Origin of the sequence: Streptomyces sp. NPDC056480, from assembly GCF_042795405.1 — a bacterium.
Classification (GTDB): Bacteria; Actinomycetota; Actinomycetes; order Streptomycetales; family Streptomycetaceae; genus Streptomyces.
On sequence record NZ_JBHTSA010000023.1, the window covers coordinates 67955 to 92643 of the forward strand.

Consider the following 24689-nt stretch of genomic DNA (forward strand, 5'->3'; position numbering starts at 1 on the left):
AGCCGTCCCCTAGCCGAAGAAGTTCCGTACGTGCTCCAGACCCGCGACCAGGGCGTCGACCTCGGCCGGGGTGGAGTACAGATAGAACGACGCCCGCGTGGTCGCAGGAATTCCGTACCGCAGGCAGACCGGCCGCGCGCAGTGGTGGCCGACCCGGACCGCGATGCCCTCTTCGTCGAGGACCTGGCCCACGTCGTGCGGGTGGATGTCGCCGAGCGTGAAGGAGATCGCCGCGCCACGGTCCTCGGCCGTGGTGGGGCCGATGATCCGCAGGTCCGGAACCTCCTGGAGGCGCCGGACGGCGTACTCGGTGATCGCGTGCTCGTGGCGCGCGATGTTCTCCATGCCGATCGCCGAGAGGTAGTCCACGGCCGCGCCGAGGCCGACGGCCTGGGCGATCGGGGGCGTACCCGCCTCGAACTTGTGCGGGGCCGGCGCGTACGTCGAGGAGTGCATCGAGACGGTCTCGATCATCTCGCCGCCGCCCAGGAAGGGCGGCAGGTCCTCGAGCAGCTCCTGGCGGCCCCAGAGGACGCCGATGCCCGTCGGGCCGCACATCTTGTGGCCGGTGAAGGCCACGAAGTCGGCCTGGAGCGCCTGCACGTCCAGGACCATGTGCGGAGCGGCCTGGGAGGCGTCGATGCAGACGAGCGCACCGACCTCCTGGGCGCGACGGATGATCGTCTCGACCGGGTTGACCGTGCCCAGCAGGTTCGAGACCAGCGTGAACGAGACGATCTTGGTCTTCTCGGTGATGACCTCTTCGATGTTCGAGAGGTCGAGACGGCCGTCGTCGGTGAGGCCGAACCACTTCAGCTTCGCGCCCGTGCGCTGCGAGAGCAGCTGCCACGGCACGATGTTGGAGTGGTGCTCCATCTCCGTGATGGCGATCTCGGTCTCGTGGTCCACGCGATAGGGCTCGTCGGCCCAGCCCAGCATGTTGGCCACCAGGTTGAGCGACTCCGAGGCGTTCTTGGTGAAGATCACCTCGTCGCGGCTCGGGGCGTTGATGAAGGCCGCGACCTTGTCACGGGCGCCTTCGTACAGCGCCGTCGCCTCCTCGGCGACCGTGTAGACGCCGCGGTGGACGTTGGCGTTGTGACGCTCGTAGTACGTGTTGAGCGCGTCGAGGACCTGCCGCGGCTTCTGCGAAGTCGCCGCGGAGTCGAGGTACACGATCTTCTTGCCGTCGTGGACCACGCGATCCAGGAGCGGGAAGTCCTTGCGGATCGCCTCGGTGTCGAGGAGGCCGGAGAGCCCCTGATGGGCAGATGTCACGCGGATGCGCCACCCTTCGTGCTGTAGGCCTCGTAGCCCTCGTTCTCGAGCTTGTCGGCGAGCTCGGCGCCGCCGGACTCGACGATGCGGCCGCCGGAGAAGACGTGCACGAAGTCGGGCTTGATGTAGCGGAGGATCCGCGTGTAGTGCGTGATCAGCAGGGTGCCGACCTCACCGGTCTCGCGGACGCGGTTGACGCCCTCGGAGACCTGGCGGAGCGCGTCGACGTCCAGGCCGGAGTCGGTCTCGTCGAGGATCGCGATCTTCGGCTTGAGGAGCTCCAGCTGGAGGATCTCGTGGCGCTTCTTCTCACCGCCGGAGAAGCCCTCGTTGACGTTGCGCTCGGCGAAGGCCGGGTCCATCTGGAGCTGCTCCATCGCGGACTTGACCTCCTTCACCCAGGTGCGCAGCTTGGGGGCCTCGCCGCGGATCGCGGTGGCGGAGGTGCGCAGGAAGTTGGAGACCGAGACACCGGGGACCTCGACCGGGTACTGCATGGCCAGGAAGACGCCGGCGCGGGCGCGCTCGTCGACCGACATCTCCAGGACGTCCTCGCCGTCGAGGGTGACGGTGCCGCCGGTGACCGTGTACTTCGGGTGGCCGGCGAGCGAGTACGCCAGGGTCGACTTGCCGGAGCCGTTGGGGCCCATGACGGCGTGGGTCTCGCCCTGCTTGATGGTCAGGTCGACACCCTTGAGGATCTCGCGGGGGCCGTTCTCGGCCTCGACGGAGACGTGCAGGTTGCGGATTTCAAGCGTTGCCATGGGTGACTCAGGACTCCTGGGTGACGGAGACGAGCACATCGTCCCCTTCGATCTTTACGGGGTATACGGGGACGGGGCGCGTCGCGGGAAGGCCGGAGGGCTTGCCGGTGCGGAGGTCGAAGCTGGAGCCGTGCAGCCAGCACTCGATGGCACAGTCCTCGACCTCGCCCTCCGAGAGGGAGACGTTCGCGTGCGAGCAGATGTCGTTGATCGCGAACACCTCGCCCTCGGTGTGCACGACCGACACCGGCGTGCCGTCGACCTCGACCCGCTTCGGGGTGTCGGCCTCGAGCTCGCTCAGCGCGCAGACTCGGACGAAGGCCATCAGACGGAGGCCTCCAGCTCGGCCTCGATCTTGGCGATGAGACGCTCCTCGACGTCCGGCAGACCGATCTGCTGGACGAGCTCCGCGAAGAAGCCGCGGACGACGAGGCGACGGGCCTCGGCCTGCGGGATGCCGCGGGACATCAGGTAGAAGAGCTGCTCGTCGTCGAAACGACCGGTGGCCGAGGCGTGACCGGCGCCGGCGATCTCGCCGGTCTCGATCTCCAGGTTCGGTACGGAGTCGACCCGGGCGCCGTCCGTGAGGACCAGGTTCCGGTTGAGCTCGTACGTGTCCGTGCCCTCGGCAGCGGCCTGGATGAGCACGTCGCCGATCCAGACGGCGTGCGCGTCCTGGCCCTGCAGCGCGCCCTTGTAGGCCACGTTGGACTTGCAGTGCGGGGTGTTGTGGTCGACCAGGAGGCGGTGCTCCTGGTGCTGGCCGGCGTCGGTGAAGTACAGGCCGAACAGCTCGGCCTCGCCGCCGGGCGCCGCGTACGCCACCCGCGGGTGGATGCGGACGACGTCGCCGCCGAAGGTGACGATGACGGACTTGAAGGAGGCGTCGCGGCCGACCAGGGCGTTGTGCTGGGCGACGTGGACGGCCTTCTCGTCCCAGTCCTGGACGGAGACGACGGTCAGCTTCGCGCCGTCGCCCAGGACGTAGTCGACGTTGGCGGCGAGCACCGCGTCGCCGGAGTGGTCGAGGACCACGACGGCCTCGGCGAAGGCGCCGAGCTCGATGACCTGGTGGCCGAAGGCGACGCCGCCCTCACCGTGCACGGTGATGCGGATCGGCTCGGTGAGCACGGCCTCCTTGGCGACGGTGACGACCGAGGCCTTCTCGAAGGAGGAGTACGCCTGCGCGGCGACGCGGTCGACGGGCGTGCCGGCCTTGCCGAGACGCTCGTCCTCGCGCCCGACGGTCTCCACCGTGACGCCCTCGGGGGCCTCGATCTCGACCTTGACGCCCTCGCCGGACGCGACGGCGGTGCCGTCGTGCAGGCCGCGGAGGCGCTCCAGCGGGGTGAACCGCCACTCCTCCTCACGGCCGTGCGGGACGGGGAAGTCCGCGACGTCGAAGGACGGGGGCGCGCTCATGCGCGTGGCGACGGTGGACTCGGCGGCCACCGCGATCGAGCCCGCGGTGGTGGAGCCCGCGGGGATGTTCTGAGCCTCAGCCATGGCTGTTGGGGTGCTCTCTTCCTGCGTACGTGAAAATCGGTTGCTGCGTGTGCCGGTGGGGGCGGGGTGGGGCTTTAGCCCACCGAGCCCTCCATCTGCAGCTCGATCAGCCGGTTGAGCTCCAGGGCGTACTCCATCGGGAGTTCCTTGGCGATGGGCTCGACGAAGCCGCGGACGATCATCGCCATGGCCTCGAACTCGGTGAGGCCGCGGCTCATCAGGTAGAAGAGCTGGTCCTCGGAGACCTTGGAGACGGTGGCCTCGTGGCCCATGGAGACGTCGTCCTCGCGCACGTCCACGTAGGGGTACGTGTCCGAGCGGGAGATCGTGTCGACGAGCAGCGCGTCGCAGAGCACGTTGGACTTGGCGCCCGGGGCACCCTCGCCGATCTCGATGAGACCGCGGTAGGAGGTGCGGCCGCCGCCTCGCGCCACCGACTTGGAGACGATGTTGGAGGAGGTGTTCGGGGCCATGTGGACCATCTTGGCGCCGGCGTCCTGGTGCTGGCCCTCGCCCGCGAAGGCGATGGAGAGGGTCTCGCCCTTGGCGTGCTCGCCCATCAGGTAGACGGCCGGGTACTTCATGGTGACCTTGGAGCCGATGTTGCCGTCGACCCACTCCATGGTGGCGCCCTCGTAGGCGACGGCGCGCTTGGTCACCAGGTTGTAGACGTTGTTCGACCAGTTCTGGATGGTCGTGTAGCGGCAGCGGCCGCCCTTCTTCACGATGATCTCGACGACGGCGCTGTGCAGCGAGTCCGAGGAGTAGATCGGAGCGGTGCAGCCCTCGACGTAGTGGACGTAGGCGTCCTCGTCGACGATGATCAGCGTCCGCTCGAACTGGCCCATGTTCTCCGTGTTGATGCGGAAGTAGGCCTGGAGCGGGATCTCGACGTGCACGCCCTTCGGCACGTAGATGAACGATCCGCCGGACCAGACGGCGGTGTTCAGGGAGGCGAACTTGTTGTCGCCGACCGGGATGATCGTGCCGAAGTACTCGCGGAAGAGTTCCTCGTGCTCCTTCAGCGCGGTGTCGGTGTCGACGAAGATGACGCCCTGCTCCTCCAGGTCCTCGCGGATCTGGTGGTAGACGACCTCGGACTCGTACTGGGCGGCGACACCGGCGACGAGGCGCTGCTTCTCCGCCTCGGGGATGCCGAGCTTGTCGTACGTGTTCTTGATGTCCTCCGGCAGGTCCTCCCAGGACTCGGCCTGCTTCTCGGTGGACCGCACGAAGTACTTGATGTTGTCGAAGTCGATGCCGGAGAGGTCGGAGCCCCAGGTCGGCATGGGCTTCTTGTCGAAGAGCCGCAGACCCTTGAGACGCAGCTTCAGCATCCACTCGGGCTCGTTCTTCTTCGAGGAGATGTCGCGGACGACGTCCTCGTTCAGACCGCGCTTGGCGGTGGCACCGGCGGTGTCGGAGTCGGCCCAGCCGTACTCGTACCGACCCAGGCCCTCGAGCTCGGGGTGGCTGATCTCGGTGGTCATGCGGGGTTCCTCCCGGCCGTGCTTGCGGATGCTGATTCGGTGGTCTGTGGGGCGCTGTGCGGGATGAACGTGGTGCAGACGCCGTCACCATGCGCGATGGTGGCCAGACGCTGGACATGTGTTCCCAGGAGGCGGGAGAAGAACTCCGTCTCCGCCTCGCACAGCTGTGGATACTGCTCGGCGACGTGGGCCACCGGGCAGTGGTGCTGGCAGAGCTGCTCGCCGACCGGCGCGTTCCGCGCAGTGGCAGCGTACCCGTCAGCGGTCAGGGCCTTGGCAAGGGCCTCGGTCCGCCGCTCCGGCTCGACGGCCTCGACGGCTTCGCGGTAGGCGTCCGCCTGGGCCTCGATCCGGTCGCGGGCGAAGGCGGCCACCGCCGCTTCCCCGCCGGCGTTGCGCTCGATCCACTGGAGCGCCTCGACCGCGAGCGAGTCGTACGACTGGTCGAAGGCGTCCCGGCCGCAGTCGGTGAGCGCGAAGACCTTCGCGGGGCGGCCGCGGGCGCGCGCCCCGTAGACGCGCTGCTCGCGTGCTTCCACGACGTTGTCGGCGACCAGCGAGTCGAGATGGCGGCGGACGGCGGCCTGGGTGAGGCGGAGCCGTCCGGCGAGATCGGCGACGGTCGACGGCCCGTGGTCCAGGATCGACCGCGCAACCCGGTTGCGCGTCGAACGCTCACGGGTCGCGAGTTCCTCCACGGGAGCCGCGCCAACGTTTTTCACAACGCCATTGTTGCGTAATTAATCTCGGACTGACAAGCCGCGCCGGACGCGGCGACGGTGCGGTGCGTCACTCAGGTAAGGCTTACCTGACCTGCGGAAACGATCATTCGTAGGACGAATCACACCCCTCGCCCCACGCTCCCCGCGCGCCGGATCCGGCCGTCTCGCGAGGGAGTACCCGCAGGCCACAGGGGCTCCGCCGACCCCCGAGGCGCCCGGCGCGACGAAAAGGAGATCGCGCCTCGGACCACCCAAACCGGACGTTCCGGGGACCCGGGCCCCGCGCCGGGAGGCCCCCCGGCCCCTCTCTAGACTTCCCGTCATGCGAAACGAGTCCGTCGGGTCCGTCGTCCAGGTCCGTGGCCTGGTCAAGCGGTACGGCCACAAGACCGCCGTCGACGGCCTCGACCTCGACGTGCGGGCCGGCACCGTGACCGCCGTCCTCGGCCCCAACGGGGCCGGCAAGACCACCACCATCGAGACCTGCGAGGGCTACCGGAGGCCGGACGCCGGCACCGTGCGCGTCCTCGGCCTCGACCCGGTCGCCGACGCGGCCGCCCTGCGCCCCCGGATCGGCGTGATGCTCCAGTCGGGTGGTGTCTACTCCGGAGCCCGCGCCGACGAGATGCTCCGCCACATGGCGAAACTGCACGCCCACCCGCTGGACGTGGACGCGCTCGTCGAACGCCTCGGCCTCGGCTCCTGCGGCCGCACCACCTACCGGCGCCTCTCCGGCGGCCAGCAGCAGCGCCTCGCGCTCGCCATGGCCGTCGTCGGCCGCCCCGAGCTCGTCTTCCTCGACGAGCCGACCGCCGGACTCGACCCGCAGGCCCGCCGCGCCACCTGGGACCTCGTGCGCGAGCTGCGCGCCGACGGAGTGACCGTGGTCCTCACCACCCACTTCATGCAGGAGGCGGAGGAACTCGCCGACGACGTCGCCATCGTCGACGGCGGCCGGGTCGCCGCCCAGGGCAGCCCCGAGCAGCTGTGCCGCGGCGGCGCCGAGAACACCCTCCGCTTCACCGGCCGCCCCGGACTCGACCTGGGCTCGCTGCTCAAGGCGCTGCCCGACGGCACCGCCGCGGCGGAGCCGCTCCCGGGCACGTACCGGATCACCGGCACCGTCGACCCGCAGCTGCTCGCCACGGTCACCAGCTGGTGCGCCCAGCACGGCGTCATGCCCGACGGCATCTCCGTCGAGCGCCACACTCTCGAGGACGTCTTCCTCGAACTGACGGGCAAGGAACTGCGGTCGTGAGCAATGGTTCGGTCGTGAGCACCGGTACGTACGCCCCCCGGCCGGGAGCCGCGCCCGTCGGCCGGATGATCGCGGCGCAGACGGCCCTGGAGACCCGGATGCTGCTGCGCAACGGCGAGCAGCTGCTGCTCACCGTGATCATCCCGTCGCTCCTCCTGGTTCTCTTCTCCACCGTCGACATCATCGACACCACCGGCACGGGCGCCGACCAGGCCGTCGACTTCCTCGCCCCGGGCATCCTCGCGCTCGCCGTCCTGTCGACCGCGTTCACCGGCCAGGCCATCGCGACCGGTTTCGAGCGCCGGTACGGGGTGCTCAAGCGCCTCGGCGCCTCGCCGATCCCCCGCTGGGCTCTGATGACCGCCAAGACGCTCTCCGTCCTGGTGACCGAGGTCCTCCAGATCGCCCTCCTGACGGCGATCGCCCTGGGCCTCGGCTGGTCCCCGCAGGGCGCCGCGACCTTCACGGGCGTCCTGTCGGTCCTCGTGCTCCTGGTCCTCGGCACGGCCGCCTTCTCCGGCCTCGGCCTGCTGATGGCGGGCACGCTGAAGGCGGAGGCCACGCTGGCCGCCGCCAACCTGGTCTTCCTGCTGCTCCTGGTGGGCGGCGGCGTCATCGTCCCGCTGGCGAAGTTCCCGGACGCGGCCCGCTCGGTCCTGGAGCTGCTCCCGATCTCGGCCCTCTCCGACGGACTGCGCGCGGTCCTCCAGGACGGCGCCGCCCTGCCCTGGGGCGATGCGCTGACCCTCGCGGTCTGGGCCGTCCTCGGCCTCGGCGCGGCGGCGAAGTTCTTCCGCTGGGAGTAGCGGAGGGGTCCCAGAGGGTGACGTTTCCCGACAAGGCACCCCTCGTGAAAGCGTGCACAAGCCCCGGCCTACGATAGGGCCCGTGCTGACCCCCCTCGCCTCCATCGCCAGGCGCTGGACTCCGTCCCCCAGGACGCTCCGGCGCGCCGCGCTCTCCGCCGTCGTGATGAGCGTGCTCATCATCGTCACCGGTGGCGCGGTCCGGCTGACCGGTTCCGGTCTCGGCTGCGACACCTGGCCGAAGTGCACCGACGACAGCCTGATCGTGACGCCCGAGCAGGGCTACCGCGGCGCGATCGAGTTCGGCAACCGGATGCTGACCTACGTCCTGTCGGCCGCGGTCGGCTGGGCGATCATCGCCGCGCGGTCCACCAAGCCGTGGCGGCGCGGGCTGACCCGGCTCGCCTGGGCCCAGTTCTGGATCGTGATGAGCAACGCCGTCATCGGCGGCATCACGGTGTGGATGGGCCTCAACCCGTGGACGGTCGCCGGCCACTTCCTCGCCGCGAACGCGCTGCTCACCGTCGCCGTCGTCACCTGGCACCGGACCGGCGAGGGCGACACCGCCTCCCGCCCGCGCGTGCCGCGCCCGGTCCGCAAGCTGGGCTGGGCGATCACGATCACCTCGGGTCTGCTGATCGCGCTCGGCACGACGGTGACCGGCGCCGGCAAGCACGCCGGTGACAGCAGCGACGTTCCGCGCATGCCGTGGGACTGGACGGACGCCGCGCACCTGCACGCCATCGCCGCCTGGGTCGTCTGCGCCCTGGCGCTCGCGATGTGGCTGGTCCTGCGCGTGGTGGACGCCCCGCTCGACACCCGGGCGCGCGCCCGCGACCTGCTGATCGTGCTGCTCGCCCAGGGCGCCATCGGCTACGTCCAGTACTTCACCGGGGTCCCCGAGCTCCTGGTGGCCGTCCACATGCTCGGCTCGTCCCTGATGTGGATCGCGGTCCTGCGCCTGGCCCTGAGCCTGCGCGAGCGCCCGGTCCCCACAGCGGACATCCCGGCCCAGGCCGACCCCGCACTCGCGACCGCCTGAGACGCCCAGGACCAGGTCCACGACCGTCCGGATCCGCCCGGGCCCCCGCTCCCGCGGCGGTCCGGGCGTCCGTCTACCCGGCCACCGGCGCGCGCAGCAGCGCCTCGGGCAGGTAGCCGGACCGCACGCCCGGCGCCCAGCCGTGCGCCGTGTGCGCGAGCGCGGCCAGGGCGACGGCGCCCGCCGGCAGCAGGGTCCTCGGCTCGGGATCTGCTCCGACGCCCGCGCGGTGCTCCTCGAGCCGGTCCGCGAGCGCCCGGTCGAAGGCCTCGCGGTCGTCGTCGAGCAGCACGCGCAGCAGCCGCTGGTCGGGGCCGAGCGGACCGGCCGCGTCGAGGGCCCGCGCCGCGCCCGCGCGCTCCTCCGCGTCGGGCCGGCGCACCGGGACGGGTCCCGGCATGACGCCGGGGTACCGCCCCCGCTCGACGGTCAGGTACGCGCAGAGGGCGTCCATCTCGGCGAGGTCCGCCGGCTCCGAGACCGAGTCGAGCCGGGAGTAGGGCACCCCCTCGCGGACCGCGGGGGCGTAGTCCTCCCGGAGCAGCGGACCGATCACCCGCTGCCGCTCCTGGGCGAGCCCGCTGATCAGGCAGAGGGCGAATGCCTCGACCCAGGTGCGCGCCGTGGGCGCCCGGTGCCCCGGGTCCGAGTCCTCGACGTAGAGCTGCTCGTCACTGGAGAGCGTCCGGCCGACGACGGGCAGCGGCACCTCCCAGTCGCCTTCGGGGAAGCACCCGACGCCCAGCACGCCGAGGGCGCACTCGGCGGCGGTGCGCAGCGCCGTCCGCGAGGAGTCGGCGGCGAGCTCCGGGTCCTCGGTGGTGCGGGCCCCGACGTGGTCGAGGAGTTCGTCGCGCAGCACCGCCAGACCGGACAGCGACATTCCGCCGTACCGCAGGTCGTGCCAGCGGTCGAAGGTCTGCCCCCAGACGTCCTGGAGGGCCCGCTCGATCCTCGCCCCGTCGACCTCGTGCCGTGTCGGCTCCCGCACGCTTCGCTCCCCGTGATCCGTTCGGTCCTGCGGGGGAACGCTACCGGTGGGGGCCGACAGCGGGTCAGGCGAGCCGGTAGACCCGGCGGGCGTTCCCCGAAGCGATCATCGTGGCGACCCGCTGGGCGTCCGTACGGGACCAGGCTCCGTCCATGACCCATTCGCCGAGCACCCGGGTGAGGGCGGTGCGGAAGACGTTCGCGGCGACCACGTGGAGCTCGGGCAGGCCGTGGGCGCCGCTGGAGAACAGCAGCTTCCCGAACGGCGCCCGCTCCAGGACCTCGGCGAGGACGGCCGCCGCCCGCGCCCCGGTGTGCGCGAGGACGGGGCCCAGGTCGGCGTGGACGTGCGGGTGCACGGCGGTCAGGTGCGCGGCGGCACGGTGGTACGGGTAGGAGTGGAGCAGCACCAGATCGGTGCCGAGCCCCGCCGTGGCGGCGGCGAATCCGGCGAGCGAGGCCGGGTCCCGGTCCCCGGTGTGCAGTTGCAGGGGGCGCCCGGCGGTGACCGCGATCCAGAGCAGGTGGCGCAGCAGGACGGGGTCGGTGAGCGGGCCGCCGACCGGGCGTCCGGCGAGCCAGCGCCCGGCGGCCCCGCGTACCTCTCCGGGCCCCGGGGGCTCGGGCGTGTACGCGAGTCCCCGGCGTACACCTGCCACGGAGGCGAAGGCCACGGTGTGGACGGCGGCCCCGTGCACGGCCTCGGCGAGGTTGGCGAGGAAGGCCTCGACGGTCCCCGAGGTGTCCGCGACCTGCTCGGCGAGCGGTTCGAGGCGGACGATCTCATGGGCCTCTGCGGCTCCGGTGGCACCGAGCTCGGCCGGTCCCGTGAGGTCGTCGGGGAGTCCGGTGTCGACGAGGTACGTGGCGATCCCGGAGGCCCGCAGCAGGCGTCGGCCCGACTCGGCGACGCCCAGCTCGCGGCGGCGCGCGAGATACCGGGCCGGTGGGCAGTGCGCTTCGAGGCCGAGCAGCGGCGGGCACCATCGGCGCACGGCGAAGCCGGTCTGGGTGTCGAAGAAGGTGGTGCCCGCGGCGGGCAGCGCGCCGCTCCCGCCCAGCTGGGCGCCGAGGCGGGCCTCGAAGGTGCCGAGGCCGAGCTCCGTACGGAGCACCCCGTGGCAGTACTGGTCCACCAGGCTCGGCGTGTCGATCATCTCGGGGGGCTCCCTGCGTGGCCGTGTCGCTTCTCCACACGTCCTAACGGGTGAGCCCCGCGCGAGGTTGTTGCCTCAGCTGTTGGAGGGGCCGCCGATCTGGATACCGGCCATCCGGGTCCACTCGTACGGGCCGGTGGCGACCTTGGCGGCGAACTCGCCGTCGAACTCCTCGTGGAGGGTGAGGCCGGCCTTCTCGGCGGCCTGCTGCGCGATCGCGTACGTCGGCGCGACGAGGTCGCCCCAGCCGCCGTCGGTGCCGACGAGGACGATCCGGGTGCCCGCCTGACCGATGTGCGCGAGGTGCCCCTCGGAGCCGCCGTGCTCCTTGGAGAAGGCCTTGATCTCCTTGGCGAGCCTGGCCGCCTTGCGCTCTTCCTGCTTCGTTTCTGCCATGAAAGGGATGCTACCGAGGGGTAGATCTACTGGCGACGGCCGGGTCACGTGGCCTATCCCACGTGACCCGGCCGTCGGCCGAGCAGATCATCTGAGCGGGGACATCGGGCGAGACGTCCCGGAAAGTCCCTCCGGGACACGTTCCTCACGGAGCGACGTGTCCCTCCCGGGTCTGTTCCTAACGGAGGAACGGGTCCACCGCGACCGCCACGAAGAGCAGCGAGACATAGGTGATGGACCAGTGGAAGAGGCGCATCTCCTTGAGCTTCGCGCCGGTGGCGCCCGCCTTGGCCCGGTTGAGCAGGCCGTGCGCCTCCCAGAGCCACCAGCCGCCGGTGAGCAGGGCGACCGTCAGATAGAACCAGCCGGTGTAGCCGAGCGGCGTGAGCAGCAGCGAGACGGCGACCATCACCCAGCTGTACGCGACGATCTGCTTGGCGACGACCTTGTTGGAGGCGAGGACCGGGAGCATCGGCACGCCGGCGCGGGCGTAGTCGTCCTTCACCTTCATCGACAGCGGCCAGTAGTGCGGCGGCGTCCAGAAGAAGATGACGGCGAAGAGGATGACGGCCGCCCAGGACATCGAGTTCGTGACGGCCGACCAGCCGATGAGGACCGGCAGGCAGCCGGCGATCCCGCCCCAGACGATGTTCTGCGTCGTGCGCCGCTTCAGGATCATCGTGTAGACCACGACGTAGAAGAGGAGCGCGCCGAGCGAGAGCGCGGCGGACAGCCAGTTGACGAGCAGGCCGAACCAGAGCGTGGAGACCACGGCGAGGGTGAGGCCGAAGACCAGGCCCTCGCGCGGCGTCAGGACGCCGGTGACCAGCGGACGCTGGGACGTGCGGTCCATCAGCGCGTCGATGTCGCGGTCGATGTACATGTTCAGCGCGTTGGCGCCGCCCGCCGACAGGTAGCCGCCGAAGCAGGTGGCGAGCACCAGCCACAGGTCGGGCACGCCCTGTTCGGCGAGGAACATCACCGGAACGGTGGTGATGAGCAGCAGTTCGATGATCCGCGGCTTGGTCAGCGCCACGTATGCCTTGACGCGGGCCCCGAACGGCCGATGGCCCCCCGGGCTGGGAGTCAAGACGACCCCTGCGGGTCGGGACTCGACGGCCGTCACGCACACCCCTGACAGAGAAATTCCCAGCAAGCTCCCCGGATGAAGGCGGGGTGAAGCTTGCGCGTACCACGCCACTGTAGACGTTGCCCAGACGCCGATCTTCGCGGGGGTGGGGTCGTGTTGAGGGGGTGTGTCCCAAGGCGTGGACACGCCTCGGGAGGCGAAGTCACACGGGCGGCGGCAGTCTTGCTGTGTCCGCTCATTTGAGGGGCATGCACACGAAAAGAGGGACGTTCCGGCGGGGGTAGGCTCGACAACGCCGGTACACCCTCAGTCACCGGCTTCAGACATGTGGAGAGGAGCCCTGACCCAGGGTGAGCACTAAGCCGACCACCACAGACCTCGAGTGGACCGAGTTGGACCAGCGGGCCGTCGACACCGCCCGCATCCTGGCGGCGGACGCCGTACAGAAGGTCGGCAACGGCCATCCCGGTACGGCCATGAGCCTGGCACCCGCCGCGTACACCCTCTTCCAGAAGGTGATGCGGCACGACCCGGCCGACCCCGAATGGGTCGGGCGCGACCGGTTCGTCCTCTCCGCCGGACACTCGTCCCTCACCCTCTACACCCAGCTGTACCTGGGTGGCTTCGGGCTCGAGCTGGACGACCTGAAGGCCTTCCGCACCTGGGGCTCGAAGACCCCCGGTCACCCGGAGTACGGTCACACCGCCGCGGTCGAGACCACCACGGGCCCGCTGGGCCAGGGTGTCGCCAACGCCGTGGGCATGGCGATGGCCGCCCGCTTCGAGCGCGGTCTGTTCGACCCGGAGGCCGCCGCCGGCACCTCGCCGTTCGACCACCGCATCTACGCGATCGCCGGTGACGGCTGCCTGCAGGAGGGCATCTCCGCGGAGGCGTCCTCGCTCGCCGGCCACCAGAAGCTCGGCAACCTGATCCTGCTGTGGGACGACAACCACATCTCGATCGAGGGCGACACCGAGACGGCCGTGTCCGAGGACACGATGAAGCGGTACGAGGCGTACGGCTGGCACGTCCAGCGCGTCGAGCCGCAGGCCAACGGCGACCTGGACCCGGCCGGTCTCTACGCGGCGGTCAAGGCCGCCGAGGCCGAGACCGAGCGTCCTTCGTTCATCGCCATGCGCTCCATCATCGCCTGGCCCGCCCCGAACGCGCAGAACACCGAGGCCGCGCACGGCTCGGCGCTCGGCGACGAGGAGATCGCGGCCACCAAGCGCGTCCTCGGCTTCGACCCGGAGCAGACCTTCGAGGTCACCGACGAGGTCATCGCGCACACCCGTTCGCTCGGTGACCGCGGCCGCGAGGCCCGCGCCGCGTGGGAGAAGTCGCTCGCCGAGTGGCGTACGGCCAACCCGGAGCGCGCCGCCGAGTTCGACCGCATCCAGGCGAACGAGCTGCCGGCCGGCTGGGCCGAGAAGCTCCCGGTCTTCGAGCCGGGCAAGGGTGTCGCCACCCGTGCCGCCTCGGGCCAGGTCCTCAAGGCGCTCGGCGCGGTCATCCCGGAGCTGTGGGGCGGCTCGGCCGACCTCGCCGGCTCCAACAACACGACGATCGACAAGGACTCGTCGTTCCTCCCCGAGGGCAACCCGCTGCCGGAGGCCGACAAGTACGGCCGCACGATCCACTTCGGCATCCGCGAGCACTCCATGGCCGCGGAGATGAACGGCATCGCGCTGCACGGCAACACGCGCATCTACGGCGGCACCTTCCTGGTGTTCTCCGACTACATGCGCAACGCCGTCCGCCTGTCGGCGCTGATGCACCTCCCGGTGACGTACGTCTGGACCCACGACTCGATCGGTCTGGGCGAGGACGGCCCGACGCACCAGCCCGTGGAGCACCTGGCCTCGCTGCGCGCGATCCCGGGTCTCAACGTGGTCCGTCCGGCCGACGCCAACGAGACGGCCATCGCCTGGCGCGAGATCATGCAGCGCCACACGAAGGTCTTCGGCAAGGGCGCCCCGCACGGTCTGGCGCTGACCCGCCAGGGTGTGCCGACGTACGCGCCGAACGAGGACACGGTCAAGGGCGGCTACGTGCTGTTCGACGCCGAGGGCGGCGACGCCCAGGTCGTGCTGATCGGCACGGGCTCCGAGGTGCACCTGGCCGTCGAGGCCCGTGAGCAGCTCCAGGCCGCCGGTGTCCCGACCCGCGTGGTCTCGATGCCGTCCGTGGAGTGGTTCGAGGAGCAGGACCAGGCGTACAAGGACTCCGTCCTGCCGCCGTCGGTCAAGGCCCGTGTGGCGGTCGAGGCCGGTATCGGTCTCACCTGGCACCGCTACGTCGGTGACGCCGGCCGGATCGTCTCCCTGGAGCACTTCGGTGCCTCGGCGGACGCGAAGGTCCTGTTCCGCGAGTTCGGGTTCACGCCGGAGGCCATCGTCGCCGCCGCCCGGGAATCGATCGACGCCGCCGCGCGCTGATCCGCATACGTACGACTTAATGGAGATGGAATTCTCATGACAGACGCTCTCAAGCGCCTCTCCGACGAAGGCGTCGCGATCTGGCTGGACGACCTCTCGCGCAAGCGGATCACGTCCGGCAACCTGGCCGAGCTCATCGACCAGAGCCACGTGGTCGGTGTGACCACGAACCCGTCGATCTTCCAGAAGGCCATCTCGCACGGCGACGGTTACGAGCAGCAGCTCGCCGACCTCGCCGCCCGCAAGGTGACCGTCGACGAGGCCATCCGGATGATCACGACGGCGGACGTCCGCGACGCCGCCGACATCCTGCGGCCGGTCTTCGACGCGACCCAGGGCCAGGACGGCCGGGTCTCCATCGAGGTCGACCCCCGTCTCGCCCACGAGACGACCGCCACCATCGCCGAGGCCAAGCAGCTGGCCTGGCTGGTGGACCGTCCGAACACACTCATCAAGATCCCGGCCACCAAGGCGGGTCTGCCGGCGATCACCGAGGTCATCGGCCTCGGCATCAGCGTCAACGTGACGCTGATCTTCTCGCTGGAGCGCTACCGCGCGGTCATGGACGCCTACCTGGCGGGCCTGGAGAAGGCCCGTGAGCGCGGCCTCGACCTCTCCAAGATCCACTCGGTGGCCTCCTTCTTCGTGTCCCGGGTGGACTCGGAGATCGACAAGCGCCTGGACGGCATCGGCACGGACGAGGCCAAGGCCCTCAAGGGCAAGGCCGCCCTGGCCAACGCGCGTCTGGCGTACGAGGCGTTCGAGGAGGTCTTCTCCTCGGAGCGCTGGGCCGCCCTCGACAAGGCGCAGGCCAACAAGCAGCGTCCGCTGTGGGCCTCGACCGGCGTCAAGGACCCGGCGTACAAGGACACCCTGTACGTCGTGGACCTGGTCGCCCCGGGCACGGTCAACACCATGCCGGAGGCCACCCTCGAGGCCACCGCCGACCACGGCGTGGTCGACGGTGACACCGTGCGCGGCACCTACGACCAGTCGCGTGCCGAGCTCGCGGCCGTCGAGAAGCTGGGCATCGCCTACGACGATGTCGTCCAGCTCCTCGAGGACGAGGGCGTCGAGAAGTTCGAGGCGTCCTGGAACGACCTTCTCAAGTCCACCGAGGCGGAGCTCTCGCGCCTCGCACCTTCGGAGGCGTAAGCACTTTGAGCGCAGTCCACGGAGCCAACCCGCTCCGTGACGCCGCAGACCGACGGCTCCCGCGCATCGCGGGGCCGTCGGGTCTGGTGATCTTCGGCGTCACGGGCGATTTGTCCCGTAAGAAGCTGATGCCTGCCGTCTACGACCTGGCCAACCGCGGCCTGCTGCCGCCGGGCTTCTCGCTCATCGGCTTCGCCCGCCGGGAGTGGCAGGACGAGGACTTCGCGCAGGAGGTCCACGACGCCGTCGAGCAGCACGCGCGCACCCCGTTCCGCGAGGAGGTGTGGCAGCAGCTCATCCAGGGGATGCGGTTCGTCCAGGGCGACTTCGACGACGACGACGCGTTCGAGCAGCTGAAGGACACCATCGAGGAGCTGGACAAGGCACAGGGCACGGGCGGCAACTTCGCCTTCTACCTGTCGGTCCCGCCGAAGTTCTTCCCCAAGGTCGTCCAGCAGCTCAAGAAGCACGGGCTCGCCGACCAGAAGGACGGCTCCTGGCGCCGCGCGGTCATCGAGAAGCCCTTCGGCCACGACCTGGTCTCCGCCAAGGAGCTCAACGAGGTCGTCCACGAGGTCTTCCCGCCCAACGAGGTCTTCCGGATCGACCACTACCTCGGCAAGGAGACCGTCCAGAACATCCTGGCGCTCCGCTTCGCCAACACCCTCTTCGAGCCGATCTGGAACCGGTCGTACGTCGACCACGTGCAGATCACGATGGCCGAGGACATCGGCATCGGCGGCCGCGCCGGCTACTACGACGGCATCGGCGCCGCCCGTGACGTCATCCAGAACCACCTGCTCCAGCTGCTGGCGCTGACCGCGATGGAGGAGCCCGCCTCCTTCGACGCCGACGCGCTGGCCGCCGAGAAGACCAAGGTCCTCGGCGCGGTGAAGCTGCCCAAGGACCTGGGCAAGTCCACGGTCCGCGGCCAGTACGCGGCCGGGTGGCAGGGCGGCGCGAAGGCCGTCGGCTACCTCCAGGAAGACGGCATCGACCCCCAGTCGAAGACCGACACCTACGCGGCCATCAAGCTGGAGATCGACAACCGCCGCTGGGCGGGCGTCCCCTTCTACCTGCGCACCGGCAAGCGGCTCGGCCGTCGCGTCACCGAGATCGCGGTCGTCTTCCAGCGGGCCCCGCACTCCCCCTTCGACTCCACCGCGACCGAGGAACTCGGCCGCAACGCCATCGTCATCCGGGTCCAGCCGGACGAGGGCGTGACGATGCGGTTCGGCTCCAAGGTGCCCGGCACCCAGATGGAGATCCGGGACGTGTCGATGGACTTCGCCTACGGCGAGTCCTTCACGGAGTCCAGCCCCGAGGCGTACGAGCGGCTCATCCTCGACGTCCTGCTCGGCGACTCCAACCTCTTCCCGCGCGTCGAGGAGGTCGAGCTGTCCTGGAAGATCCTCGACCCGATCGAGCAGTTCTGGGACAAGCACGGCAAGCCCGCGCAGTACCAGTCCGGGACCTGGGGTCCGGTCGAGGCGGACGAGATGCTCGCACGAGACGGACGGAGCTGGCGCCGGCCATGAAGACCGACCTGACGGACACCACGTCCTCCAAGATCAACAAGGCGCTGGTGCTCGGGCGGCGGGCGATCGGCACGCCGGCCGTCGGCATGGTGCTCACCCTCGTCATCGTCACCGACGAGGAGAACGCCTACGACGCGCTGAAGGCCGCGAACGAGGCGTCCCGCGAGCACCCCTCGCGGACCCTCGTCGTCATCAAGCGGGTCTCGCGCTCCCCGCGGGACCGTTCCAAGGCACGGCTCGACGCCGAGGTCCGCCTCGGCGCCGACGCCAGCACCGGTGAGACGGTGGTCCTCCGGCTGTACGGCGAGGTCGGCGACCACGCCCAGTCGGTGCTCCTGCCGCTGCTCCTCCCGGACGCCCCGGTCGTCGTCTGGTGGCCGGTGAACGCGCCGACCGACCCGGCGAAGGACCCGCTGGGCGCCCTCGCCCAGCGCCGGGTGACCGACACGTACGCCGCCGAGCAGCCCATCCACGAGCTGACCGCGCGCGCGGACGCGTACACCCCGGGCGACACGGACCTCGCGTGGACCCGGATCACCCCGTGGCGTTCGATGCTCGCCGCCGCGCTCGACCAAGTCGTGTGCGAGGTGACCTCCGCCGAGGTCGAGGGCGAGGAGTTCAACCCGAGCGTCGAGCTGCTGGCCATGTGGCTGGCGGAGCGGCTGAAGATTCCGGTGCGCCGCTCGAAGTCGACGGGTCCCGGTCTCACCTCCGTACGGATGGAGACCAGCTCCGGCCCGATCGTCCTCGACCGGCCGGACGGCTCGCTCGCCACGCTCTCCATCCAGGGGCAGCCCGACCGCGCGGTGGCGCTCAAGCGCCGCGACACGGCCGAGCTGATCGCGGAGGAGCTGCGCCGGCTGGACCCGGACGACACCTACGCGACGGCGCTCAAGTTCGGTCTGGAGCGGCTCGACGAGGAGGCGGCCGTCACCGCCCCCGAGGTGGTCGTGGAGACGGTCGAGAAGCCCGCTCCGGAAGCCGCCGGGGAGTCGGCCGCCCCGGCCGCCCCGGCCGCCAAGCCCGCCGCGAAGAAGGCCCCGGCCAAGAAGGCGGCGGCCAAGTGAGCACCCCTCAGCTGGTCGTCCACCGCGACAAGGAGCTGATGGCCGAGGCCGCCGCGGCCCGGCTGATCACGAAGATCGTGGACGCCCAGGCCGCCCGCGGCTCCGCCTCGGTGGTGCTCACCGGCGGACGCAACGGCAACGGCCTGCTGGCGGCGCTCGGTTCGGCGCCCGCGCGGGACGCGGTCGACTGGTCGCGGCTCGACCTGTGGTGGGGGGACGAGCGTTTCCTGCCCGAGGGCGACCCCGAGCGGAACGTCACCCAGGCCCGGGAGGCGCTGCTCGACCGGGTGCCGCTCGACCCGGCGCGGGTGCACGCCATGCCGGCCTCGGACGGACCGTACGGTTCCGATGTCGACGCGGCCGCGGCCGCGTACGCGCGGGAGCTGGCCGCCGCCGCGGGTCCCGGTGACCACGGCGGGGTGCCGACCTTCGACGTCCTGATGCTGGGCGTCGGTCCGGACACCCATGTGGCCTCGCTCTTCCCGGAGTTGCCCGCGGTCCGCGAGACCGAGCGGACGGTCGTCGGTGTGCACGGCGCGCCCAAGCCGCCGCCGGTGCGGGTCTCGCTGACCCTTCCGGCGATCCGGGCGGCGAAGGAGGTCTGGCTGCTCGCGGCCGGTGCCGACAAGGCGAAGGCGGCGGCGATCGCGCTGTCGGGCGCGGGCGAGGTGCAGGCCCCGGCGGCGGGCGCCTACGGCCGCTCGCGCACGCTGTGGCTGCTGGACGCGGCCGCGGCCTCGGAGCTGCCGAGGAGTCTGTACCCGCCGGCGTCCGCCTGACTCGACGCCCCGGAGGCCCGGTTCACCTTTCGGTGGACCGGGCCTCCTGCGTCGGTACGGGTTCGAGGAAGGGCGCGAGCAGGTCCGGTACGGCCCCGGCGGCGAAGGTGAGGCCCTCGCTCCGGCCGGCGTCGAGGATGTCGTACGCGCCCGCTCCGGCCGCCGTCGTGGCGGTGAGGGTCAGCAGGCCGGCCCGGCGCTGGAAGTACGACTGCTTGACGGTCCAGCCGATGACGCCGGAGCGCTGGAGGGCGACCGTGGCCCGCCGGACCGTACCCGAACGGGTCACCAGATAGGCGCCGCTGACGCCGTGTCCGAGAGCGCGGTACGCGTCGAGGGCGAACAGCACGGCGACCGGGCCGAGGACGACCGCGCAGCCGGCCGCCACGTAGAGCAGGACCGGGGTGAGGAGCAGCCCGAGGAGGACGAGGACCGCCACGGGCAGCAGGACGCTCCCCATCGCCCAGCGCACCCTCCGGGCGCGGGCGGCCCGGGGATGGGCGGTGAGGGGCGCCCCGGTGGGCGGCTCCGGCTCGCGCAGGACCTGGGCGGCGACCCGGTCGGCCACCGGCCGCTCCGCCGCCGGCAGCAGCGTCTTGAGGTCGGTGTGCTTGTCGGCCTCGTCCTTGACGAGCCCGGTGGCGACGGCGTCGACACGGGCCGCCCCGAGGGCGCGGACGCCGAGCGGCTCGACCAGCTCGACACCGCGCAGCCTGCGCTCCTCTATGGAGACCGAGCGGGCGGTGAAGAGCCCGCGGGAGACCCGCAGGGTGCCGCCCGGCTCGCGCTCCAGACGGTAGTTCCACCACATCTCGACCCAGAGGCCGAGGGCTCCGACGGCGCCCGCGACGGTGGCGAGGAGGGCCAGGACGAGGATCATCCAGGGGATGGAGACGTCCTGGAAGCGGTCCCCTATCCAGTCGATGACCTCCCCTTGGGCCCCGAACCACTCGCTGACCTGCATGACCGCCCCGGCCGCCGCGCCGCCGAGCGCGGGGGCGACGAAGGAGACGGGGGCGTAGCGGATCCAGCGCGGGTCGAGCGTCGCGAGAGAGGGGTCGTGGTCGTGGGCCCCGGGGGTGGCGGCGGGGCGGGCGAGCAGCTCGTGGCGCAGCCGCTCCCCTTCGGCCCGGGTGACCATGTCGAGTTCCAGGGTGGATTCGCTGCCGCCGGTGTGCTCGCCGGTGCCGATCCGGACCTTGACGAGGCCGAGGACGCGCTGGAGCGGGTTGGCGGTGAGGTCGGCGCTGCGGATGCGCTCACGGGCGAGCGAACGGCGCTGGACGACGAGGAGCCCGGTGTGGAGCTCCACCCTCTCGGCGCCGATCCGGTAGCGGGTGCGGCGGAGCCGGACCGTCTCGGCGGCGAAGTCGGCGAGCAGGACGAGGGCCACGCCCGCGGCGACCCAGGCGACGGCCTGCCACAGGGGGCGCGGCCCGGCCAGCGCGAAGGTGACGGGCAGTGCGGCGCCGACGAGGACGCCGCCGAAGAGGACGACCCGGACGAGCACGGTGCGGGGGTCGAGGCGGAGCCAGTCCGTCTCCTGGGTCCCGTCGATGGCGGGGGCGGGCACCGCTCCGGTGACCCCGTCCGCCGTCTCCTGGGTCCCGTCGGCGGCCGGGCCCGGCACGGCCCCGGTGACCCCGTCCGCCGTCTTCCGGGTCGCCTCGTCGGCCGCCTCGTTCACGTGGCGTCCCCGGGGGTGGCCTGGGTGATGACGGTCAGCCGCTCGGCCAGTTCGGCGGCCAGTTCGTGGTCGAGGCCCTCGATCCTGATCGCGCCCCTGGAGGAGGCGGTGGTCACCGTGACGGTGGCGAGCCGGAAGCCCTGCTCCAGCGGGCCGCGCGAGGTGTCGACGGTCTGGATCCGGGACATCGGCGCGATCCGCCACTCCTGCCAGAGGGCCCCCGTGCGGACGTAGACGGCGTCCTGGGTGACCTCCCAGCGGTGCACCCGGAACCACCAGGCGGGGAAGAACGCGGTGCAGGTGAGTCCCAGGGCCGCCACGGCCCCGGCCGGGACCAGCAGCCAGAACCGGGCGGGCCCGATGAGGGCGCCGAGGACGCCGAGGACCAGCACCGGTACGGCGGTGGTCGCCAGGAGCCGGCTCCGCCACCAGGCGACGGCCCGCTCGTCCACGGCGTTCCTGGGCGGCCGCAGCCGCACCGCGTTCTCCCCCGTCATGGCTCTACCGTCCGCGCAGCGTGCGGTAGGCGGACACGAGTCCGGCGGTGGAGCTGTCGAGGTGCTCGCCGCCCTCGCCCTCCGTCAGGACCGGCTCGATCCGCTTGGCGAGGACCTTGCCGAGTTCGACGCCCCACTGGTCGAAGGAGTCGATGTTCCAGATGGCGCCCTGGACGAAGACCTTGTGCTCGTACAGCGCGATGAGCTGGCCGAGGACGGACGGGGTGAGCGCGTCGGCGAGGATCGTCGTGGTGGGGTGGTTCCCCTGGAAGGTCTTGTGCGGGACGAGCTCCTCGGGGACGCCCTCCGCCCGTACCTCGTCGGGGGTCTTGCCGAAGGCCAGTGCCTGGGTCTGGGCGAAGAAGTTGGCCATGAGCAGGTCGTGCTGGGCGACGAGGCCCGGCAGCAGGTCCTCGACCGGCCGCGCGAAGCCGATGAAGTCGGCCGGGATGACCTTGGTGCCCTGGTGGATCAACTGGTAGTAGGCGTGCTGCCCGTTGGTGCCGGGGGTGCCCCAGACGACCGGGCCGGTCTGCCAGTCGACCCGGTTGCCCTCGCGGTCCACCGACTTGCCGTTGGACTCCATGTCGAGCTGCTGGAGGTAGGCGGTGAACTTGGAGAGGTAGTGCGAGTACGGCAGGACGGCGTGCGACTGGGCGTCGAAGAAGGCGCCGTACCAGACCCCGAGGAGGCCGAGGAGCAGCGGCGCGTTCTCCTCGGGCGGAGCCGTGCGGAAGTGCTCGTCGACGAGGTGGAAGCCGTCGAGCATCTCGCGGAAGCGCTCCGGGCCGATGGCGATCATCAGGGAGAGGCCGATGGCGGAGTCGTACGAGTAGCGGCCGCCGACCCAGTCCCAGAACTCGAACATGTTCGCGGTGTCGATGCCGAACTCCTCGACCTTCTCGGCGTTGGTCGAGAGGGCCACGAAGTGCTTGGCGACGGCGTCCTGGCCGGCCCGCAGGCCGGTGAGGAGCCAGTTCCGCGCGGAGGTGGCGTTGGTGATCGTCTCGATGGTGGTGAAGGTCTTCGAGGCGACGATGAACAGCGTCTCGGCGGGGTCGAGGTCGCGGACGGCCTCGTGGAGGTCGGCGCCGTCGACGTTGGAGACGAAACGGAGCGTCAGGTCCCGCTGGGTGTAGGAGCGCAGGACCTCGTAGGCCATGGCGGGACCGAGGTCGGAGCCGCCGATGCCGATGTTGACGATGTTCTTGATCGGCTTGCCGGTGTGGCCGGTCCACTCGCCCGCGCGGACCTTGTCGGAGAACGCTCCCATCGTGTCGAGGACGGCGTGGACGCCGGGGACGACGTTCTCCCCGTCGACCTCGATCACGGCTCCGCGGGGGGCGCGGAGCGCGGTGTGGAGGACCGCGCGGTCCTCGGTGGTGTTGATCTTCTCGCCGCGGAACATGGCGTCGCGGAGCTCGGCGACGCCGGTGACGGCCGCCAGTTCGCGCAGCAGGGTCAGCGTCTCGTCGGTGACGAGGTGCTTGGAGTAGTCCAGGTAGAGGTCGCCGACGCGCAGGGCGTAGCCGGTGCCACGCTCCGCGTCGGCGGCGAACAGGTCGCGCAGCCGGGTGTCGCCCAGCTGCTCACGGTGCTTGCCGAGGGCCGCCCACTCGGGCAGCCGGTTGAGCCTGGTGCGGCCTTCGTTGTTCATCTCGGACATCGCCCACTTCTTCTCGTACTGCTTGTCTGCCCCGCTGCCTCTCCAACCTAATTGATCAGGGGGGCGAGTGACGTGACGGCGAGCGCGAACAGGGCCGCCGCGAGCAGAGCCGGGGTGAGCGGTCCCCAGCCGGCCGCAGCCGCGCCGCCCAGTACGGCCCCGAGCGGGGCGCCCGCGACGGCGAGGGTGCGGAAGGCGGCGGCGATGCGGCCGAGCATGCCCTCGGGGGCGCGCTCCTGCATGAGGGTGGTCTGCTGGACGTTCCACACGGTCCCCATGAAGCCGAACACCGCCATGGCCCCGATCGACACCGCGAGGACGGGCACCGTCCCCAACAGGACCAGACAGCCGGTCTGGACGGTCCCGGCGAGGAGCACCGCGCGTACCCGCCCGGTCCGTTCGGCGATCCGGCGGGCCAGGAAACCGCCGGCGACACCGCCGACGGCGAAGGCGGTGAGGGTGGCCGCGTATCCCGTGTTCCCGGCGTGGACACCGTCGGTGACCAGGACGACGAGCGTGGCGATGAGGGCTCCCATGCCGATGTTGCAGAGGGTGGTGGCCGTGCAGAGCCACCGCAGGGAGCGGTCCGCGCGCAGCACGGCGAGTCCCTGGGCCATCTCGGTCCGGAGGGTGGATCCGGCGGGTCGGGGAGGCCGTTCGGGCGCGCCGGTCCGCAGGGAGGCGATGAGCAGGGCGGCCAGGACGTAGGTGGCGGCGTCCGCCGCGTACGGCACGGCGGGCCCGGCGAGGAGCAGGGCGGGCACCAGGGGGGCGGCGAGGATCCCGCCCGCGAGCTGCTGACCGGTCATCAGGCGGGCGTTGGCCCCGGCCAGGGTCTCGGCGGGCACGAGGGAGGGGAGCAGCGCGGTGGCGGCGTTGTCGAAGAGGGTCTGCAGGGTGGTGAGCGCGAAGGCGAGGACGAGGAGCAGGGCGATGCCGGCGTGTCCGAGTGCGACGGCGACGGCGAACCCGGCCATGAGCGCGCCGCGTACGAGGTCGACGGCCCACATGGCCCTGCGCTGGTCGACGCGGTCGGCGACGGCCCCGCCGAGCAGCCCGAAGAGCAGCCAGGGCAGATAGCCGCAGGCGGTGACGGAGGCGATGAGGAGGGGGTCGTCGGTGAGGGAGGCGGCGAGCAGCGGCATCGCGGCGGCGCGCAGGGAGTCGCCGAAGCGGGAGACGACCGCGGCCGTCCACAGCCTCCCGAAGCCGCCTCGCCAGGCGGGCACGGCCTTGCCGCCCGCTGTCGCCGTCATCGTCATGCTGTGCGCCCCCCGTTCGTCCGCCGGATCCGAGGATCCCTTCACGAGCGACGTTAGGGGGTACCACTGACAACGGGCCTTGCCCGCGAACCGAGTTCGCG

Annotated in this window: 22 protein-coding genes; 8 read left to right on the forward strand and 14 right to left on the reverse strand. The window is 71.2% G+C overall.

Going from position 1 to position 24689, the window contains the following annotated elements; genetic code table 11:
* Positions 1–9: 9 nt before the first annotated feature.
* From ACFQ79_RS13350 to ACFQ79_RS13375, 6 genes are all read right to left on the reverse strand, one after another.
* Positions 10–1278: a cysteine desulfurase gene (locus ACFQ79_RS13350; RefSeq protein WP_030322528.1), complete on the reverse strand. Its 1269-nt coding sequence runs from the start codon at positions 1276–1278 to the stop codon at positions 10–12.
* A complete protein-coding gene (gene sufC / locus ACFQ79_RS13355; RefSeq protein WP_030322526.1) occupies positions 1275–2042 on the reverse strand; it encodes a Fe-S cluster assembly ATPase SufC in 768 nt (255 codons plus the stop codon). The genes ACFQ79_RS13350 and sufC overlap by 4 nt, the downstream gene beginning before the upstream one ends.
* 7 nt (positions 2043–2049) lie before the next feature.
* Positions 2050–2367 carry a bifunctional 3-phenylpropionate/cinnamic acid dioxygenase ferredoxin subunit gene (locus ACFQ79_RS13360; protein ID WP_030322524.1) on the reverse strand — a complete coding sequence of 106 codons (318 nt, stop codon included), beginning with the start codon at positions 2365–2367 and terminating at the stop codon, positions 2050–2052.
* Complete coding sequence (gene sufD, locus ACFQ79_RS13365) at positions 2367–3548, reverse strand: Fe-S cluster assembly protein SufD (protein WP_376317311.1); 1182 nt, start codon at positions 3546–3548, stop codon at positions 2367–2369. The genes ACFQ79_RS13360 and sufD overlap by 1 nt, the downstream gene beginning before the upstream one ends.
* Positions 3549–3622: 74 nt before the next feature.
* Positions 3623–5038: a Fe-S cluster assembly protein SufB gene (gene sufB, locus ACFQ79_RS13370; protein ID WP_030322521.1), complete on the reverse strand. Its 1416-nt coding sequence runs from the start codon at positions 5036–5038 to the stop codon at positions 3623–3625.
* Positions 5035–5760, reverse strand: coding sequence for a metalloregulator ArsR/SmtB family transcription factor (locus ACFQ79_RS13375; protein ID WP_055602243.1), 726 nt, complete (start codon positions 5758–5760; stop codon positions 5035–5037). The genes sufB and ACFQ79_RS13375 overlap by 4 nt, the downstream gene beginning before the upstream one ends.
* 322 nt (positions 5761–6082) lie before the next feature.
* Here ACFQ79_RS13375 and ACFQ79_RS13380 point away from each other — a divergent pair, with 322 nt between their 5' ends.
* The 3 genes from ACFQ79_RS13380 (at position 6083) to ACFQ79_RS13390 (ending at position 8866) form a co-directional block, all read left to right on the forward strand.
* Positions 6083–7018 (forward strand): ABC transporter ATP-binding protein, encoded by a 936-nt coding sequence (locus tag ACFQ79_RS13380; RefSeq protein ID WP_383582346.1) that lies wholly within the window; start codon positions 6083–6085, stop codon positions 7016–7018.
* A 14-nt stretch (positions 7019–7032) separates the two neighbouring features.
* Complete coding sequence (locus ACFQ79_RS13385; protein ID WP_383582385.1) at positions 7033–7824, forward strand: ABC transporter permease; 792 nt, start codon at positions 7033–7035, stop codon at positions 7822–7824.
* Between the two features lie 73 nt (positions 7825–7897).
* Positions 7898–8866 (forward strand): heme A synthase, encoded by a 969-nt coding sequence (locus ACFQ79_RS13390; RefSeq protein WP_383582387.1) that lies wholly within the window; start codon positions 7898–7900, stop codon positions 8864–8866.
* 73 nt (positions 8867–8939) lie between these two features.
* On the opposite strand, the gene ACFQ79_RS13395 is transcribed toward ACFQ79_RS13390, so the two are convergent.
* The 4 genes from ACFQ79_RS13395 to ACFQ79_RS13410 form a co-directional block, all read right to left on the reverse strand.
* Positions 8940–9857 (reverse strand): immunity 49 family protein, encoded by a 918-nt coding sequence (locus ACFQ79_RS13395; RefSeq protein ID WP_383582349.1) that lies wholly within the window; start codon positions 9855–9857, stop codon positions 8940–8942.
* 64 nt (positions 9858–9921) lie between these two features.
* Positions 9922–11013: an amidohydrolase family protein gene (locus ACFQ79_RS13400; RefSeq protein ID WP_383582352.1), complete on the reverse strand. Its 1092-nt coding sequence runs from the start codon at positions 11011–11013 to the stop codon at positions 9922–9924.
* A gap of 75 nt (positions 11014–11088) precedes the next feature.
* Positions 11089–11409, reverse strand: coding sequence for a hypothetical protein (locus ACFQ79_RS13405; protein WP_383582355.1), 321 nt, complete (start codon positions 11407–11409; stop codon positions 11089–11091).
* 178 nt (positions 11410–11587) lie between these two features.
* Positions 11588–12535: a heme o synthase gene (locus ACFQ79_RS13410; RefSeq protein WP_383582358.1), complete on the reverse strand. Its 948-nt coding sequence runs from the start codon at positions 12533–12535 to the stop codon at positions 11588–11590.
* A 314-nt stretch (positions 12536–12849) separates the two neighbouring features.
* Between ACFQ79_RS13410 and tkt the strand changes: the two genes are divergently transcribed.
* From tkt to pgl, 5 genes are read left to right on the forward strand one after another with little or no spacing between them, the layout of a single operon-like run.
* Positions 12850–14937: a transketolase gene (tkt, locus tag ACFQ79_RS13415; protein ID WP_383582361.1), complete on the forward strand. Its 2088-nt coding sequence runs from the start codon at positions 12850–12852 to the stop codon at positions 14935–14937.
* A gap of 36 nt (positions 14938–14973) precedes the next feature.
* Positions 14974–16092 carry a transaldolase gene (tal, locus tag ACFQ79_RS13420; RefSeq protein ID WP_383582362.1) on the forward strand — a complete coding sequence of 373 codons (1119 nt, stop codon included), beginning with the start codon at positions 14974–14976 and terminating at the stop codon, positions 16090–16092.
* A 5-nt stretch (positions 16093–16097) separates the two neighbouring features.
* The gene (zwf, locus tag ACFQ79_RS13425; RefSeq protein WP_187624009.1) at positions 16098–17630 is read left to right on the forward strand and encodes a glucose-6-phosphate dehydrogenase; all 1533 of its coding nucleotides are present in this window, start codon (positions 16098–16100) and stop codon (positions 17628–17630) included.
* Positions 17627–18697, forward strand: a complete 1071-nt coding sequence (gene opcA, locus ACFQ79_RS13430) for a glucose-6-phosphate dehydrogenase assembly protein OpcA (protein ID WP_383582365.1) — start codon at positions 17627–17629, stop codon at positions 18695–18697. The genes zwf and opcA overlap by 4 nt, the downstream gene beginning before the upstream one ends.
* The gene (pgl, locus tag ACFQ79_RS13435) at positions 18694–19476 is read left to right on the forward strand and encodes a 6-phosphogluconolactonase (protein ID WP_383582368.1); all 783 of its coding nucleotides are present in this window, start codon (positions 18694–18696) and stop codon (positions 19474–19476) included. Before opcA ends, pgl begins: the two co-directional genes overlap by 4 nt.
* 22 nt (positions 19477–19498) lie before the next feature.
* Here pgl and ACFQ79_RS13440 read toward each other — a convergent pair whose 3' ends face one another.
* The 4 genes from ACFQ79_RS13440 to ACFQ79_RS13455 form a co-directional block, all read right to left on the reverse strand.
* Positions 19499–21049, reverse strand: a complete 1551-nt coding sequence (locus ACFQ79_RS13440) for a PH domain-containing protein (protein WP_383582389.1) — start codon at positions 21047–21049, stop codon at positions 19499–19501.
* 110 nt (positions 21050–21159) lie between these two features.
* Entirely contained in the window at positions 21160–21660 is a 501-nt protein-coding gene (locus ACFQ79_RS13445) for a PH domain-containing protein (protein ID WP_383582371.1), read from the reverse strand.
* Positions 21661–21664: 4 nt separating this feature from the next.
* Positions 21665–23317 carry a glucose-6-phosphate isomerase gene (gene pgi, locus ACFQ79_RS13450; RefSeq protein WP_383582392.1) on the reverse strand — a complete coding sequence of 551 codons (1653 nt, stop codon included), beginning with the start codon at positions 23315–23317 and terminating at the stop codon, positions 21665–21667.
* A 56-nt stretch (positions 23318–23373) separates the two neighbouring features.
* Positions 23374–24582 carry an MFS transporter gene (locus tag ACFQ79_RS13455; RefSeq protein ID WP_383582374.1) on the reverse strand — a complete coding sequence of 403 codons (1209 nt, stop codon included), beginning with the start codon at positions 24580–24582 and terminating at the stop codon, positions 23374–23376.
* Positions 24583–24689: the final 107 nt, after the last annotated feature.